This window comes from Paenibacillus sp. MB22_1 (assembly GCF_047200555.1).
GTDB classification, from domain to species: domain Bacteria; phylum Bacillota; class Bacilli; order Paenibacillales; family Paenibacillaceae; genus Fontibacillus; species Fontibacillus phoenicis.
The window spans coordinates 1,612,965-1,627,385 of record NZ_JBLADV010000001.1; the positions used below are offsets into that span (position 1 = coordinate 1,612,965).

Here is a 14,421-nt window from a genome sequence, read left to right on the forward strand (position 1 = left end):
ATCCTCTATTTGTTTCTTACCGTTCGGTGGCGGAGGTATCCAGCTTCCGGATCAGTCGCTCCGCGTATTCGTCCAACCGGCGGGCGAGAAGCTCCGGCGTTAACCCGTTCAGTCCCAAATCCGGCCAACCCTGGTACACTTCGGGCGGACCTGGCAGCATTTCGATCAGGCATAGCATATCCCAATAGGGATCGTTTACGTCGCACCCCTCCCGCCGCGCTTGAGCAAGATAGTTGTCCAAAAAAGCATCCGCCGCCTCCACCCCATACATCTGCACGAGATTCAATCGGCAGTGGCCGGTATCGATCCCGGTCGGCCCCATGCAGGCATTGGCCCAATCCACGACCCCGCTGATCGCCCCCTCCTGCCACAACACGTTAGCCGGATGGTAGTCGCGATGAATGAATTGCGGCACGTATGATGGTACAGGTCCTTGCACGCGATCAATAATTCTCCGCCACGCCTCAGGAACACGGGACCACTGGGGCACAGACAATCGGGACACCTCGTTATAGGTAAAATAGTTCCATCTGATCGGCTGAGCTTCTGCCGCATGGATCTCCACCAGCATCCGGGCAAGCCCGTCCAGCCATTCCGGCAGATCCGAAGGGTTCAACACGACCCGGCCAGGCAGCCGGGTCATCAGCACGGACGGCACGCCGCAAGCACTGCCGTACGAATCGCAGGCGAGCGCACGCGGCGACGGCAGTCCCGCCGCATGGGCCGCCTGCAGCGCCGCCGTCTCGTGCAACGCGAGCTCCGGCTCTTCCTGCAGCCACTCCCTGTTGGTAAATTGCCTTAGCACCGCTTCGTGGCAGGTGTCTCCTTGGGTTATTTTTACCCCGTAAACCACCGATGAAGTGCCGCCTTTCAAGGACAACGCCGAGACCACTTTGGCGCCTTGCCCGAACTGTTCCACTACCCAGCGCAGCGTTCGCTGAGAGAGTCCGAAAGTTTCTTTCTCCATGTTTGCTGTCATTCGCCACTTCCCCCTTCCCGTAGATGAAAGCCGATTTTCGTGCGGCAAAGCTGAATTTATTAACTGGTTATGGTATACTCCTTAATAAATTGAGTTGTCGTAAGATACTTAAGGCAGCAATGAGTTACAGGCCGTTTTAGGAGGATGACCATGTCACGCCGATTTGTGATCGAAGCCGTGATGGTGGCGATATATGGTGAATTGCTGGTGCCGGGTGCGCCTGTGGAATATATTGTACCTTACAACACCGTCATGGAGCTTTATGAATTTCAAAACAGTCCCGAGCCGCTGATGAACGACCCCGTCGACGATATGCACGTGAAGCAGAAAATCAGCGAATTGATCGCTTACCTCGAAGAACCGCTGAACCGCAAGAAGCTGGAGCGGGCACTCACCATTCCTTGGGCTAAGAGTCCTTCGATCTTATTCGGTGATCATGTCACCTGGACCGTGGTGAACGCGGTGGACAACGAGCAATACGGGGAGTTCCTCGATCCGATCGAAACGGAGATCGTACTGACGGCCCATCGGGAGAACGTGCCAATCCTGACCGATCAGCTGGAGCTGATCCGGCGGATCATCGAAGCCGAGGTGCCGGTGCAGGTATACGATATCGGCGATTTTGAATTTGCGATGGAAGACAGCATTATTTGACGATTGACGGGCCCGCGCCCGTCCGTCTGATCCTTCAAAGGAAAAGGCCCGTGAATGGACGGGCCTTTTTGTTCTTGCGTTTATTGCCTTGGCTTAATTCGATGCCGCAACCTCGTACTCATATTCAATGTCACCCAACTGCGGATCATAGGTCACGTTGAGGTGATATCCATCCAGATACCACAAATCCTGGTCTTCCATGTAGAACGTAATGCCCTCGACTTCGGATTTGATCCCCGGGGATACGGGTTGATCAACGTCGATCCCCAGCGAGAAGCCCGGATGCAGCTTGCCTCCCGCGCTATAGCGCGCAAAGAAGCGTACTGCCTGACCTTCCTGAAGTCCCAGTTCCTTCTTAAACCACGCTGCGGCTTCGCTGCTCACATGAATCATGATCGTTTCTCCCTCCTCTTTCTATTCAACCTTCTTGGTGCTCCAAGTGAAACTGAACAACGTTCCGTACCACACCATCTTCCCTTTTATTGTAGTCGATACCGGGCCAAAAGCCAAACCTTTGTTCGAGCCGTTAGGAGGCATTGGATAGTTACTGAAAAAAATTAATGTTTGACATCTTCTTTGGCACGATGCTAAAATCGGGAACATACGAGATCGCATTTCAAATAATTACCATTCAAGAAAGGGTGAAGCACGGTGTTTAAAGTTAATCTTATGTCAGTGTATCTTCATGCGCATCCCAACACACAACTAAATACCGGAGCAACCCCTGCAGGATTGGTTCATCTCATGCGATAACCGCCCCTTTGGCTTATTTTCCAGTTATTGGGTAAACGTGATATCATACACGCGGAGGTTGCTTATCATAAGTAACGGACGCGACATATGTTATGGTTTTAAGGCATATCGTTTTCGGACGATATGCCTTTTTGCGGTTTTTGGCAGGTTTCGGACACTTGTAGAGGTTCTCCGGCAAGTTAGGCAATCGGGAATTCAAAGGAGGAAACCCCACTATGTTTTCGGTTTTAAAAAATTTAGGTTGGTTTTTCAAACGGGAAAAAAGGCGGTACATCATCGGCTTGTTCCTGCTCATCTTTGTGGGCATCGTAGAACTAGCACCGCCGCGGCTGCTCGGCAGCGCCATCGATGAAATCGTGGCCGGCACGGTCACTTGGGCATCGTTAACCCAATATATTTTGCTCATTATCGGCGTACTGATCTTCATCTATCTCATTACGTACATATGGATGCATTCCCTGTTCGGAGGCTCGAACCTCGTGGAGCGGCTGCTCCGCACCCGGTTCATGAGCCATCTGCTGCGGATGACGCCGCCGTTCTTCGAGCGGAGCCGCACCGGCGACCTGATGGCCCGGGCGACCAACGATTTGCGGTCGGTGGCGACAACCGCTGGTTTCGGGATGCTGACGCTGACCGACTCGACGGCGTACCTCACGGTCATTTTCCTGGCCATGAGCACGCTGATCAGCTGGAAGCTGACGTTGGCGGCGATCATCCCGCTCCCTTTTATCGCCTTGGCGATGAAGATTTATGGAAAAATCATCCATGAGCGCTACACCTTGGCCCAGGATGCCTTCGGGGACATGAACGACCAGGTGCTGGAGTCGGTCGCCGGGATCCGTGTCATTCGCGCCTATGTACAAGAGCGTAATGATGAGAAGCGTTTCGCGGAGATCACGGATGACGTTTACAAGAAAAATTTGGCGGTGGCCAAAGTTGACGCTTATTTTGAACCAACGATCCGCTTATGTGTTGGACTCAGCTATGCCATTGGACTCACGTACGGCATTTATCTCGTCTTTCAAAATGAACTGACGCTGGGCGATCTCGTAACCTTTAACATGTACCTGGGGATGATGATTTGGCCGATGTTTGCGATCGGCGAGCTGATTAACATCATGCAGCGCGGCGGCGCTTCGCTGGACCGCGTCAACGAAACGTTAAACGAAAAGCCGGACGTCGAGGACCTTCCGAACCCGATTTCGGTAGAAAAACCGGAAACAATCGAGTTCAAAGATGTGACCTTCCGTTATCCGACTTCAACGATCAATAATCTTGAGCATATTAACTTAACGATTAAACGCGGCGAGACGCTGGGCATCGTCGGCCGTACCGGCAGCGGGAAATCCACCCTGCTGAAGCAACTGCTGCATGAATATCCGGTGGGCAGCGGCGAGCTGACCATCTCCGGCGTGCCGATTCAGCAGATTGCCTTGAAACGGCTGCACAGCTGGATCGGCTATGTGCCGCAGGAGCAAATTCTGTTCTCCAAGACGGTACGGCAAAATATCCAATTCGGCTGCCCAGGCGCGTCCGACGAGAAAATTCTTGAGGCGATCCGCACCGCAGCCTTCGACCAGGATCTCGGCACCTTGTCCGACGGCTTGGATACACTAGTCGGCGAGAAAGGTGTCGCCCTTTCCGGCGGCCAGAAGCAGCGGGTCTCCCTGGCGCGGGCGTTTATCGCCGATCCGGAGCTGTTGATTCTCGACGACGCCCTGTCCGCCGTTGATGCCCGGACCGAAGCGCGGATCATCGAGAACATCCGCCGTAAGCGCGCCGGCAAAACGACGCTGATCTCCACGCACCGCCTGTCCGCCATCGAACACGCGGATTGGATCGTCGTGCTGGAGAAAGGCAAAATCATTGAAGAAGGTACCCATGACATGCTGCTGCAGTTAGGCGGCTGGTACCGCGAACAATACGAACGTCAACAGGTCGAATCGAACCTGACTGACGGGGAGGTGTCTTAAGCGATGCACACCCATACAGGAAAAGCACTTTTCAAATACGCCTTAACGGCGAAAAAGACGTTTATCCTCGCGCTCGTCATGCTGGCGATTGGGGTCGCGGCCGAACTGGCCGGCCCGTTTATCGCCCGCACGATGATCGACGATCATATGCTGGCGATCGAACAGCCGTTTTACGAAACCACGGTCAAAGACAAATATACCGCCACGTATGACGGCCGCAACTTCAAACGCGGCGACCGCTTTGCGGAAGGCGAAGCCAAAGGCGCCGAGGTCCGCGTGCTGCAGGTCGGCAAAAGCTTCGTCTTCGTGGAAGCGGCCATCCCGGACGTCTCCGGCGACCGCAGCTTTAAAGACGGCATACTGACCCTTACCGGGAACGACGGCGCAATTAGCGAATATCCGGCGCAACAACTTAGCGCATCTGGCCTGTTTGCTTTTTACAAGCCGGAGGTTCCTGGCATTCTGTCGCTTATCGTCTGGTATTTCGTCTTCCTGGCCATTTCCATTGTGATGGAATTTGGCAAAACTTACTGGCTGCAATCCTCGGCCAACCAGGTTATCCGCAAGCTGCGCATGGACGTCTACGCCCATATTCAGCGGCTGCCGGTGCATTTTTTCGATAATCTGCCTGCCGGGAAAGTCGTCTCCCGCGTCACCAACGACACGGAGGCGGTAAAGGAATTGTTTATCGCTGTGTTGGCGAACTTCTTCTCCGGAGTCATCAACATGCTGGGCGTGTACATCGCTTTGTTTATCCTGGACGTGAGACTTGGACTGATCTGCTTATTCGTCGTTCCGATCATTTACTTATGGGTCGTTCTTTACCGCAAATTCGCGACGAAATATAACACGATTATCCGCTCGCGGTTAAGTGAAATTAACGCCATCATTAACGAATCGATTCAAGGGATGTCCATCATCCGGATTTTCCGCCGCGAGGAGCAAACCAAGGAAGAGTTCGAGAACCTGAACAGCGATTACATGAAGCACCAGAACAAGATGCTGAACCTGAACGCGTTCACTTCGCATAACCTGGTGAATGTCCTCCGTAACTTGGCATTTGCGACCGTGCTTTGGTATTTCGGTTCGGTGCAGCTTGGGGGTTCCAGCGTCATTTCACTTGGCGTACTGTACGCTTTCGTTGACGTGCTTGGACGGTTGTTCCAACCGATCACCGGGATGGTCAACCAGCTGGCCGCACTGGATTCCTCGATGGTCTCCGCCGGCCGGGTGTTCGCGCTGATGGACGAACCGGGTGAGCCTGTCGTGGACGGCTCGATGCCGCGCTACAAAGGCAATGTGGAGTTTAAGGACGTCTCGTTCGCCTACAAGAAGGACTATGTATTGAAAAATATTTCCTTTGAGGCGAAGCAAGGCCAGACGGTTGCGTTGGTCGGACACACAGGCTCCGGCAAAAGCTCGATCATCAACCTGCTGTTCCGGTTCTACGATCCGCAGAAAGGAACGATCACGATCGACGGTAAGCCGGTAACGGAGCTTCCGAAGCAGTGGATCCGCCAGCATATGGGGATCGTCCTCCAGGATCCGTACCTGTTCACCGGGACGATTCTGTCGAATGTCACGCTGGGGGACGAACGCATCTCCCGCGAGAAGGCGGAGAAAGCGCTGATCGACGTTGGCGCGGACCGGATTTTGGCCCACTTGCCGAAAGGTCTAGACGAACCGGTCGTGGAAAAAGGCAGCACGCTGTCCGCCGGCGAACGTCAGTTGATCTCCTTCGCGCGGGCGCTCGCCTTCGACCCGGCGATCCTCATTCTCGATGAGGCGACCGCCAACATCGATACGGAAACCGAAGCGTTGATTCAATCCGCGCTGGAGGTACTGAAACGCGGCCGGACGACCTTCATCATTGCGCACCGGCTGTCGACGATCCGCAGCGCCGATCAGATCCTCGTTCTGCACCGAGGTGAAATCGTCGAACGCGGTACGCACGAAGAGCTGCTCGCCCTGGGCGGACGGTACTATCAGATGTACCGGCTGCAGTCGGGAGCTGCTGAGGCACCAGCCGTACCCGGCGCCGGTCCAGCGATCTCGCCGGTGGCGAATCCGAGTTAAATCGGGTAGGAGGCTACCCATTAATTGGGCAGCCGACCTCCCACACCACCGTACGTACCGTTCGGTATACGGCGGTTCCATTAGGAATGCGCAGTAACTTGTCGATAATAATCAGAAAAGAAAAGGAATCCGAGGTTCTTCAGCCTATTGTTACCGAGGGACTTCGAGAGGATTGGGCTATTGGAGATTCTCCAATAGCCCTTTCTTGTGTTTGCGTATTCCCACGCCTTCTGTTCATGAATTCCGAGCGATATAAGCCTTTCGAGTTTCGTCCTCACTCGTTTCCATTGCTTCCAGAAGACCATTCGGATACGCCTTCTCATCCATTTATCAGTGGTTTGGAGTAGTTGTTTCATGTCAGCAAGCTTGAAATAATTTACCCATCCCATGATGTAACGCCTAAGCTTCAGCGCCCGGTCGGTGTTGCCCATTCCGTTGCTTCTCGACGTTAGCTCTTTCACTTTAGCTTTCATCTTGGATACGGATTTGGGATGGATTCTGACCCGCGTTTCCCCTTTGCTCTGGTAGAATGAGAAGCCAAGAAATTTAACTTTTGTCGCATCGTCCACGATCGTTTTCTCCCGGTTTACCTTGAGAAACAACTTCTTCTCGATGTAAGGGAGAATTTTCGTCAGGGTACGCTCCGCACTCCTCCTGCTCCGGCAGAATATGAGCATATCGTCTGCGTATCGCACGAATCGATGTCCTCTTGCTTCCAGTTCCTTGTCCAATTCATTCAGCATGATATTGCTGAGAATCGGACTTAGGTTCCCTCCCTGCGGTACGCCGATTTCCGTGTCCTCAAACTTATGCTTCACGACGACTCCCGCCCGGAGATACTTATGGATGAGCGAGATCACTCGTCCGTCTTTGATCGTTCTTGAAAGCACCTCGATGAGCTTGCTTTGGTTGACGGTGTCAAAGTATTTCTCCAAGTCCATATCCACCACGTAACGATATCCCTCTTGCACGTATTGTTGGCTTCGTTTCATCGCGTGGTGTGCGCTCCGTTTGGGTCGGAATCCGTAGCTGTTGTCTGAAAACTGCCTCTCATAAATTGGCGTAAGCACTTGGGCGATTGCCTGCTGGATGACTCGGTCAACCACTGTTGGAATGCCAAGGTTTCTCTTCTTTCCGTTCTCTTTGGGAATCTCTACCCTTCGAACGGGATTCGGGCGGTACTTGCCGCCCAAGATCAGTTGCTTGATGGTCTCGCCGTTGTCTCTGAGATATTGTAGAAGTTCATCTACTCCCATCCCGTCGATTCCGTGCGATCCCTTGTTCGCTTTGACTCTCTTGAATGCTTCGTTCAAGTTGTCCCTGCTAACGATTTTCTCAAGCAACCGGTCCTTCGACTCGGTTGCGTTGGTGTCGTCGGTTTCGGTTATCCTCGCAGGACTGTGCACTCCCGCATATCCTTCGTGTTCCGCACTATTCTTTTGCAGAGAGTCTTCCGTTAGAAGTTGGCTGCCCTTGGCTCCTGTTTCGGTAACTTTCATTGACTTCACCTCCTAAGGTTCAGCCCTTCCCTCGAACCGTCGACTGTTCGCGGTACTATGGCGTCTGCTGACTTCTCATGATAAATCTTGTTTCAACCGTGATTCGAAGTGCATCTCCTCACGTCCATGAGACCTCCCACGGTAAGACGATTCACTTTCCTTCCATATACCCACATCATTTACATTGGTACGTCCGTGTAGTTAATTGGACTTCGTCTTGTTTAGCAGACTCATCCCGTATCCTATGCCTGATGATGTTCGTGTTCCTTGGGCCGGAAGTTTGCCTCCAGCTTCCTTTGGATTCCACCTCGCGGTGGACACCCTTGCTCTTGGCTAGTGGTTGGTAACTACAAACCCCCACAGTGGACTTTCACCACCTAGTTAATCGCCATGCGTGGCACACTAAAAACAACCGTTCCTGATGATTAGGAACGGTTGTTTCCTTTTGCCGTTATTCGGACAAACGCTTGATTTCCACCTGATACTCGCTGGAGACGTACGTTTCCGCTTTCGTATCGGTGATAACTTGGATGTAATCTTTATCGGGCTCAGGGGATAGCAACTCATAATACACGGTAGCCGTTTTCCCTGTGAACTCGACTTTGGCGACGCGTATGCCGTAACCCGGATTCGGCTGCTGGGCCCGGGTCAGGACCACTTTATTGATTTGCTCATTTACTTTCTCGACTTCAAAGCTCACCTGATCCTGCACGTCTTGCTCCGCTTCCTTATATTTGTTTACGAAATCAGCAGCATTGTGAACGAGCCGGGCTGCTTCAATCCGCGTAATCGCCTGTTTCGGGTGAAATTCCCCCTGCTCATCCAGACTAGCGATCTTCATCAGCAGCAAGGTCTGAATGCTGTTCGCATAATCCGGATTCATTTGGTCGGCATCGGCGACCTCAATATACATTTTAATGGTCGGGTAATTTCCCGTGACGTTAATGGCCTGCATCAGAAGATCGGCGAAGGCTTCCCGGCTCAGCTCGGCATTAGGCGCAAAATCCTTCGGCAACTTAATGCCGTTATCCTCTGCAATCCGCAGCGAGGATGCGTACCATTCAGTATGACCCGAAGGTTGCAGTGAGCCGCCGGCTTTCGGCTTGAGCTCCAACGCCTTCACGATCATATGAATACCTTGCGCACCGGTCAGCTTGCCGAGCGGAACGAAATGGTCTTTCGTGATCCCTTGAATGATCCCTTTCTGTTGCAAAGCTTCCGTTATCTTCGCGTCCTGTCCTTGAACATCGCTGAAGGCGGACACAGAGGAGGCCAGAAGCAGCGAACTGGTCATCATAAGGCTGGCAGCCAGTTTTATCTTGCGGTGGTTATTCAGTTTGGATTTTAGTTTTGTTTTATTCATGTCTTTATCACCTCTGCCCCTCCTAGACGGCCTGTCCACCAAAAAGGTTGCACCCTTTCCCCTTTTACGTCCGACAAGGGATCCACGCTTACCCGGGTTGCTCCTTCTGCCGTTCTTCCGCCCAGCGAAGCCAGCCATTCACTTCCAGGATCTCAATAAATTTGCGAAGCCTGGGCAGGAGCGGCTCTGCGGCTTCCCCGAACCTCGTCTTGACCGTTTCGGCGATCTCACCTACCGTATGGGTGCCGTCGCAGCGGGATACGACCTCGCTCCCAAGCTCATCGAGGTGCACATGAATGACCGGCGGTTGTTTCAGATAACGAACCGATTGACGCTCCAGCCAACTGCGGCGAGGCAGCAACAGTTCGGTCCGTCCATCCTCCCCTGTCGCCACCTTCAGATGCGGCTGCAAGCAAGGGATCATCTCCAACAGGTTAAGTTCGGGCGCTTTCAGGTGACGTTGTTTTTGGTGCGGTCGATCGTCGTCTTCTCGTTGAATGCGGAGCGCTGCATCAGGCCGTTCAGCGTGGAGCGCAAGGAGCTGTACAGCATCGGCAACGTTTTTATGAGCGTAATCAAGCCGCCGGCGGCTACCGCCCCTGCGCCGATATAGCGAATGTAATCGCCCCAAATCCCCCAGGCATCAAGTTCGGCGATTGGGGACAGCGAAGGCGCTACTGCCCCCGCCGAGTTGGCGCCAAAAAAGCCGATCATCGGAATCAGCACCAGCCAGGCCAGAATCCCGCCGGCCAGCATTTGCCCGGCGATCCGCGGCCCGATAATATAGCCAACGCCCAGCAGGGCTGGATACGTATCCATCCCGATGACGGCGTTTCTGAAGCGAAAGATTGTTGTTTCAATCTCCGTCTTAAATAACATGAAGCCATCGCCTAACGCTTTGACCAGGCCGCCAACGCCAAAGCCAAGCGAGACCATGCGGGCGCTCCGGCCGCCGGTCTCCCCGGAGACCAGCACCTCGGCACAGGCCGTCCCTTCCGGATAAGGCAGCGTTTCATGTTCATTCACGATCAACAGCCGTCTTAGCGGAACCATCATGGCTACGCCCAGGAACCCGCCGATCAGCACGACAAAGCTGATCATTTGCTGGCCGGGATTCAAATCCCACATATACAGCGCCGGGAGGGTAAAGATGGCGCCAGCCGCCACCGCTTCACCGGCGGTTGTCATCGTCTGCACGATGTTGTTTTCCAGGATCGATTTGCGCCGGAATAGCCCTCGCAGCACCGCCAAGGATATCACCGCCGCCGGAATGGAGGCGCTGACGGTCAGACCGATTTTCAGCCCTAGATAGGCGTTCGCCGCGGCAAACACAACGGCCAAAATGATCCCGAGAACGACGGCAACAGCCGTCAACTCCGGCAAGGAGCGCTTAGCTGACACATAAGGAACGAACTTCGTGGAGTTTTTAGATTTTCCATTCATGTGATTCTCTCCCTCTTCAAGAAAAAAGCAGTTTTAGGTTACCCCGGGGAGATTTAATTTAATCGACGCCAAAAAGAAGAGAACCGCGATGGACTCGCGGTTCTCTTGGTCAATTTGGCTTAACGTTCGTTACTATTATCCGATACGTTGCGCTCCAGGGCGTGCAGCCGCTGTGCTAAACCCTGCTTGTCGAAGTGCTCTCCGATAAACACGGCAACGTCAGGCACGTCCCCTTGCGGTGTGATTTTCAGGTAATCGGCTTCCCTATACGCATATTGGAACAGGAACCGGCTGGCTGTATCGGTAAATCGCAAAACCCCTTTGCCGCGGTAGACTTCCCGGGGCAGCTCGGCAATAAATCGCTCAAAGTCCTCGCTGTCCACCGGCCCGTCGAAATAGTGCGTATAGACAGTAACATGCTCATGCGACGCGTGAGGATGTCCATGGTGATGATCATGACTATGCGCCGCATGATGATCATGGTGATGCTCGTGGTTGTGACCCTCATGATCGTGGGTGTGATCACGAGCTTGGTGTTGCGCCCATAATGACGGCAAATCAACTTCACATTTCACTGCCGGAATGATTCGAGCGTAAGGGTTCATGCGGCGAAGAAACGCCGTCATTTCCTGCTGGCGATCAGGCTCAAGCAAGTCCATTTTATTTAAGATCAATACGGACCCGCAGCGGATCTGCTCCACCATAAGCCGGTAGGACTTCCCCTGCTGGGATGCGTACAGCTCGGCCAGATGGGCTGCATCCACCACGGTCACCATCGGCTTGATGTCCAGTTTGAGATAAAGCGACACTTCGGTCACCGCATCAAAGATTTCCATCGGATTGCCCGCGCCTGTCGCCTCAATAACGATCAGGTCCGGCTTCTCCCCTTCGATCAGCTCCGCCATCTGCACGCTCAAGTCGCCGCGAATCGTGCAGCAAATACAGCCGCCCAGCATCTCCGCCATCGGCACTTCGCTGGAAACGAGCAATCCATCGAGATTGACGTCTCCGATTTCGTTCATGATCACGGCCGGACGAAGCCCCTGCTCCTGCCAGTGACGGATCAGCCGCTGGAGCAGCGTCGTTTTACCGCTTCCTAAAAATCCGGACAATATAAAAACGGGTGTCACCCTGCTTCCCACCTCAACAACCTCCTGCAATCGGGATAAAGGATAAAGCCATTCGAATGCGAGTGTACACCAACCATCCCGGACATGCAACCACATTTCCTGTTCCGCCTCAGATCTGCTCCTGGACAAGCTCAAGCCCGTCAAACATGGTACAATGGAATTAACCTCCAAGGAAAGGAAGCGAACACGATGAGATCCGTCGATGAACACCGGATGGAAGCGCCGGATGAAGTATCTTGTTTCGTCATTACTGTCTCCGATACACGGACCGAAGAAAACGATACCAGCGGCCGGTTGATCCAAGAGCTGCTTCGGCAGCACGGGTATCACGTTGCCCGCTATATGATCGTTAAGGACGATTATAACGGCATCCGCCAGCTGCTGCGGGAAGCGGCTTCGGACAATACGATCGAAGCGGTTCTGCTAAGCGGCGGCACTGGCATTGCGCCGCGGGATACGACGTTTGAGGCGGTGCGCAGCCTTCTGAACAAAGAGATGCCGGGGTTTGGGGAAATTTTCCGTTACCTCAGCTTTACGGAAGATATCGGCTCGGCCGCCATCCTCAGCCGCGCGATCGCCGGAACGATCGGCAATACGGCGGTTTTCTCCATGCCCGGTTCGCAGGGCGCAGTCAAGCTGGCGATGGAACGGATTATCCTTCCAGAGCTGCGTCACGTCATGCGAGAAATCTATAAGAAGTAGAAATCGGATAGGAGGCTACCCATTAATTGAGTAGCCTGTAGCGGACTTTCACCGCCTAGTTATCGCCCATGCCGGGCGCACATGCAAAAAACCAACCGCTCTCCTTCCTTAAACGAAGGCAGCGGTTGGTTTTGTATTGGGAAACGCTTTGCCATTTACTTCGATGTATTATTCATTTGGTTCAGCAGTTTACCAAATACCGCCTGCATCTCTTCCCGGTATTGACTGTCCTTCTGCGCGCTGGACGAATAAACCAAGGCGGCGTTGCCCTTCACCGAGATGACGGCAGCCTGACTGGAAGCCGACTGCGCTGAGATCGCCTGCTTGCCGTCCCCGGTTCCATAAATCTCGGAAATTTCGCGAATCCGTTCTTGCTCGCTGGGAAATACATGTACGATAATAAAATGCCGCGCATCCCCGTTAATAAAATAACTGTAGCTAATATTCCCGTCCAGCCCTTCGGCATAGGTTTCATGGGTCAGTTTAATCCCGCGCTTCGCGCATTCCGCTTTCAAAGATTGCAACAGCGCCGTATTAAGCGTCTTCCCTGTCGTTAATTGGCGTTCGTTTCCTTGCCGATAGCTTTGCATGCTATACTTGCTCATTTCTTCCTTGGCGACCCGTTGCACATTACCGCACCCTACGGTTAAAGAGAGCGCCAAGGCCATTCCCAATCCTGCCTTCCACCATCTCATTGGTATCCCATCCTTTACCCTAAGCTAAGCCAGCTTCGGCCGATGGTGTTAGGTTGTCTCAAGATCCCCCAATTTATACCATGAGTTCCGTTTCAGTTGATGAAGGAAATGACCTGGCGTCCGATGGCTTCCCCGGCCAGTACGGTACGAAGCGCCTCCGGGAGCTTCTCCAGCGGATACTCGGTGATGCCAGAGGCCAGCACCGGCTCCGGCTTCCACGGTCCGGCCAGAAGCTGCCAAAGCTCGCGCCGCAGCGGCTCCGGACAAAATACGGAATCGATCCCCAGCAAATTCACACCGCGTAAAATAAAGGGATACACGTTCGTTTCGATCCCGCTGCCGCCGGTTAACCCCGACAAGGCGATCGAGCCGCCATAACGAACCGATTTCAGCAGATCGGCCGTCATAGCCCCCCCCACCGGGTCAACGATGGCCGCCCAGCGCTCTTTGCCAAGGGCGCCTTTGGCTCCCGAAGCCGCCTCCTCACGGGAGAGGACCTCGGCGGCGCCGAAGGCCGCCAGCTTCTCCCGCGCCTGCGGCTTGCCCGTGACCGCGGTGACAGTAACCCCAAGCCGGCTGAGGATCGCCACGGCCATGCTGCCCACGCCGCCGGTGGCGCCGAGGACGAGCACCGGCCCTTGTCCGGGCGCCAGCCCGTTATCGAGCAGGCGCCGGACCGACAACGCTGCCGTAAACCCGGCCGTTCCGATTGCCATTGCTTCGCGGAACGAAAGGCCTTCCGGCAGCGTCACCAGCCAGTCGCCCGGGACACGGGCGACTTCAGCAAACCCGCCCGCGTGCGTCACGCCAAGCCCGTAACCGGTGCACAGCACCCGGTCCCCGGGCTTCAGCCGCGGATCGCGGGAGGCGATTACCTCCCCGGCCAGATCAATGCCGGGGATAAATGGATAGGTTTTAACGATTTTTCCCTCTGGTATGCTTGCCAATCCGTCTTTATAGTTGACGCTGGAATAATGCACCTTGACGGTCACATCGGCGTCAGGAAGCGCCGAGAAGTCTAGCTGCTCGACCCCTGACCGAAACCCGGACTCGTCCTGGTGTACGCGAAATGCACGAAAGGATGGGTTCATCCTCTCACTCTCCTTCCATTCGGGATGTAAGCTTCCGAATAACGCTTTGATCATAAAAGAAGC

General features: G+C 54.1%; 12 protein-coding genes and 1 pseudogene. 4 read left to right on the top strand and 9 right to left on the bottom strand.

Features of this window, described 5'->3' with window-relative positions; translation table 11 throughout:
- Nucleotides 1-16: 16 nt before the first annotated feature.
- On the bottom strand, nucleotides 17-979 hold the full coding sequence (locus ACL02P_RS07500) for a phosphotransferase family protein (protein ID WP_412837046.1): 963 nt from the start codon (nucleotides 977-979) through the stop codon (nucleotides 17-19).
- Nucleotides 980-1,129: 150 nt separating this feature from the next.
- Between ACL02P_RS07500 and ACL02P_RS07505 the strand changes: the two genes are divergently transcribed.
- Nucleotides 1,130-1,633, top strand: a complete 504-nt coding sequence (locus ACL02P_RS07505; RefSeq protein ID WP_036643774.1) for a hypothetical protein — start codon at nucleotides 1,130-1,132, stop codon at nucleotides 1,631-1,633.
- Nucleotides 1,634-1,726: 93 nt separating this feature from the next.
- Here the strand turns inward: ACL02P_RS07505 and ACL02P_RS07510 are convergent, their stop codons facing one another.
- Nucleotides 1,727-2,026, bottom strand: coding sequence for a HesB/YadR/YfhF family protein (locus ACL02P_RS07510; RefSeq protein WP_412837047.1), 300 nt, complete (start codon nucleotides 2,024-2,026; stop codon nucleotides 1,727-1,729).
- A gap of 575 nt (nucleotides 2,027-2,601) precedes the next feature.
- On the opposite strand from ACL02P_RS07510, the gene ACL02P_RS07515 reads away from it, so the two are divergent.
- Nucleotides 2,602-4,359 carry an ABC transporter ATP-binding protein gene (locus tag ACL02P_RS07515; protein ID WP_009223113.1) on the top strand — a complete coding sequence of 586 codons (1,758 nt, stop codon included), beginning with the start codon at nucleotides 2,602-2,604 and terminating at the stop codon, nucleotides 4,357-4,359.
- A 3-nt stretch (nucleotides 4,360-4,362) separates the two neighbouring features.
- The gene (locus ACL02P_RS07520; protein ID WP_323076479.1) at nucleotides 4,363-6,435 is read left to right on the top strand and encodes an ABC transporter ATP-binding protein; all 2,073 of its coding nucleotides are present in this window, start codon (nucleotides 4,363-4,365) and stop codon (nucleotides 6,433-6,435) included.
- An 80-nt stretch (nucleotides 6,436-6,515) separates the two neighbouring features.
- Here the strand turns inward: ACL02P_RS07520 and ltrA are convergent, their stop codons facing one another.
- The 5 genes and pseudogenes from ltrA to ACL02P_RS07545 all read right to left on the bottom strand — a co-directional run bounded on the left by ltrA (nucleotide 6,516) and on the right by ACL02P_RS07545 (nucleotide 11,882).
- Nucleotides 6,516-7,934, bottom strand: coding sequence for a group II intron reverse transcriptase/maturase (ltrA, locus tag ACL02P_RS07525; protein ID WP_068693838.1), 1,419 nt, complete (start codon nucleotides 7,932-7,934; stop codon nucleotides 6,516-6,518).
- Between the two features lie 451 nt (nucleotides 7,935-8,385).
- Complete coding sequence (locus tag ACL02P_RS07530) at nucleotides 8,386-9,297, bottom strand: S-layer homology domain-containing protein (RefSeq protein WP_323076478.1); 912 nt, start codon at nucleotides 9,295-9,297, stop codon at nucleotides 8,386-8,388.
- 88 nt (nucleotides 9,298-9,385) lie between these two features.
- Nucleotides 9,386-9,709, bottom strand: a complete 324-nt coding sequence (locus ACL02P_RS07535; RefSeq protein WP_412837048.1) for a PqqD family protein — start codon at nucleotides 9,707-9,709, stop codon at nucleotides 9,386-9,388.
- 44 nt (nucleotides 9,710-9,753) lie between these two features.
- Nucleotides 9,754-10,740: pseudogene (locus ACL02P_RS07540) on the bottom strand (OPT family oligopeptide transporter); the annotation flags it as partial.
- Nucleotides 10,741-10,859: 119 nt separating this feature from the next.
- Nucleotides 10,860-11,882 (bottom strand): CobW family GTP-binding protein, encoded by a 1,023-nt coding sequence (locus tag ACL02P_RS07545; protein ID WP_412837049.1) that lies wholly within the window; start codon nucleotides 11,880-11,882, stop codon nucleotides 10,860-10,862.
- A 177-nt stretch (nucleotides 11,883-12,059) separates the two neighbouring features.
- Between ACL02P_RS07545 and ACL02P_RS07550 the strand changes: the two genes are divergently transcribed.
- Nucleotides 12,060-12,572, top strand: coding sequence for a molybdenum cofactor biosynthesis protein B (locus ACL02P_RS07550; RefSeq protein ID WP_009223107.1), 513 nt, complete (start codon nucleotides 12,060-12,062; stop codon nucleotides 12,570-12,572).
- A 155-nt stretch (nucleotides 12,573-12,727) separates the two neighbouring features.
- Here the strand turns inward: ACL02P_RS07550 and ACL02P_RS07555 are convergent, their stop codons facing one another.
- On the bottom strand, nucleotides 12,728-13,267 hold the full coding sequence (locus ACL02P_RS07555) for a hypothetical protein (RefSeq protein ID WP_009223106.1): 540 nt from the start codon (nucleotides 13,265-13,267) through the stop codon (nucleotides 12,728-12,730).
- Nucleotides 13,268-13,359: 92 nt separating this feature from the next.
- Entirely contained in the window at nucleotides 13,360-14,358 is a 999-nt protein-coding gene (locus ACL02P_RS07560) for an acryloyl-CoA reductase (RefSeq protein ID WP_412837050.1), read from the bottom strand.
- Nucleotides 14,359-14,421 lie beyond the last annotated feature (63 nt).

Bases quoted from the DNA above. Each gene is read 5' to 3' on its own strand.
- ltrA (WP_068693838.1), bottom strand. From the start codon at position 7,934: ATGAAAGTTACCGAAACAGGAGCCAAGGGCAGCCAACTTCTAACGGAA.
- ACL02P_RS07505 (WP_036643774.1), top strand. From the start codon at position 1,130: ATGTCACGCCGATTTGTGATCGAAGCCGTGATGGTGGCGATATATGGT.
- ACL02P_RS07500 (WP_412837046.1), bottom strand. From the start codon at position 979: ATGACAGCAAACATGGAGAAAGAAACTTTCGGACTCTCTCAGCGAACG.
- ACL02P_RS07520 (WP_323076479.1), top strand. From the start codon at position 4,363: ATGCACACCCATACAGGAAAAGCACTTTTCAAATACGCCTTAACGGCG.
- ACL02P_RS07510 (WP_412837047.1), bottom strand. From the start codon at position 2,026: ATGATTCATGTGAGCAGCGAAGCCGCAGCGTGGTTTAAGAAGGAACTG.
- ACL02P_RS07530 (WP_323076478.1), bottom strand. From the start codon at position 9,297: ATGAATAAAACAAAACTAAAATCCAAACTGAATAACCACCGCAAGATA.
- ACL02P_RS07515 (WP_009223113.1), top strand. From the start codon at position 2,602: ATGTTTTCGGTTTTAAAAAATTTAGGTTGGTTTTTCAAACGGGAAAAA.
- ACL02P_RS07560 (WP_412837050.1), bottom strand. From the start codon at position 14,358: ATGAACCCATCCTTTCGTGCATTTCGCGTACACCAGGACGAGTCCGGG.
- ACL02P_RS07555 (WP_009223106.1), bottom strand. From the start codon at position 13,267: ATGAGATGGTGGAAGGCAGGATTGGGAATGGCCTTGGCGCTCTCTTTA.
- ACL02P_RS07550 (WP_009223107.1), top strand. From the start codon at position 12,060: ATGAGATCCGTCGATGAACACCGGATGGAAGCGCCGGATGAAGTATCT.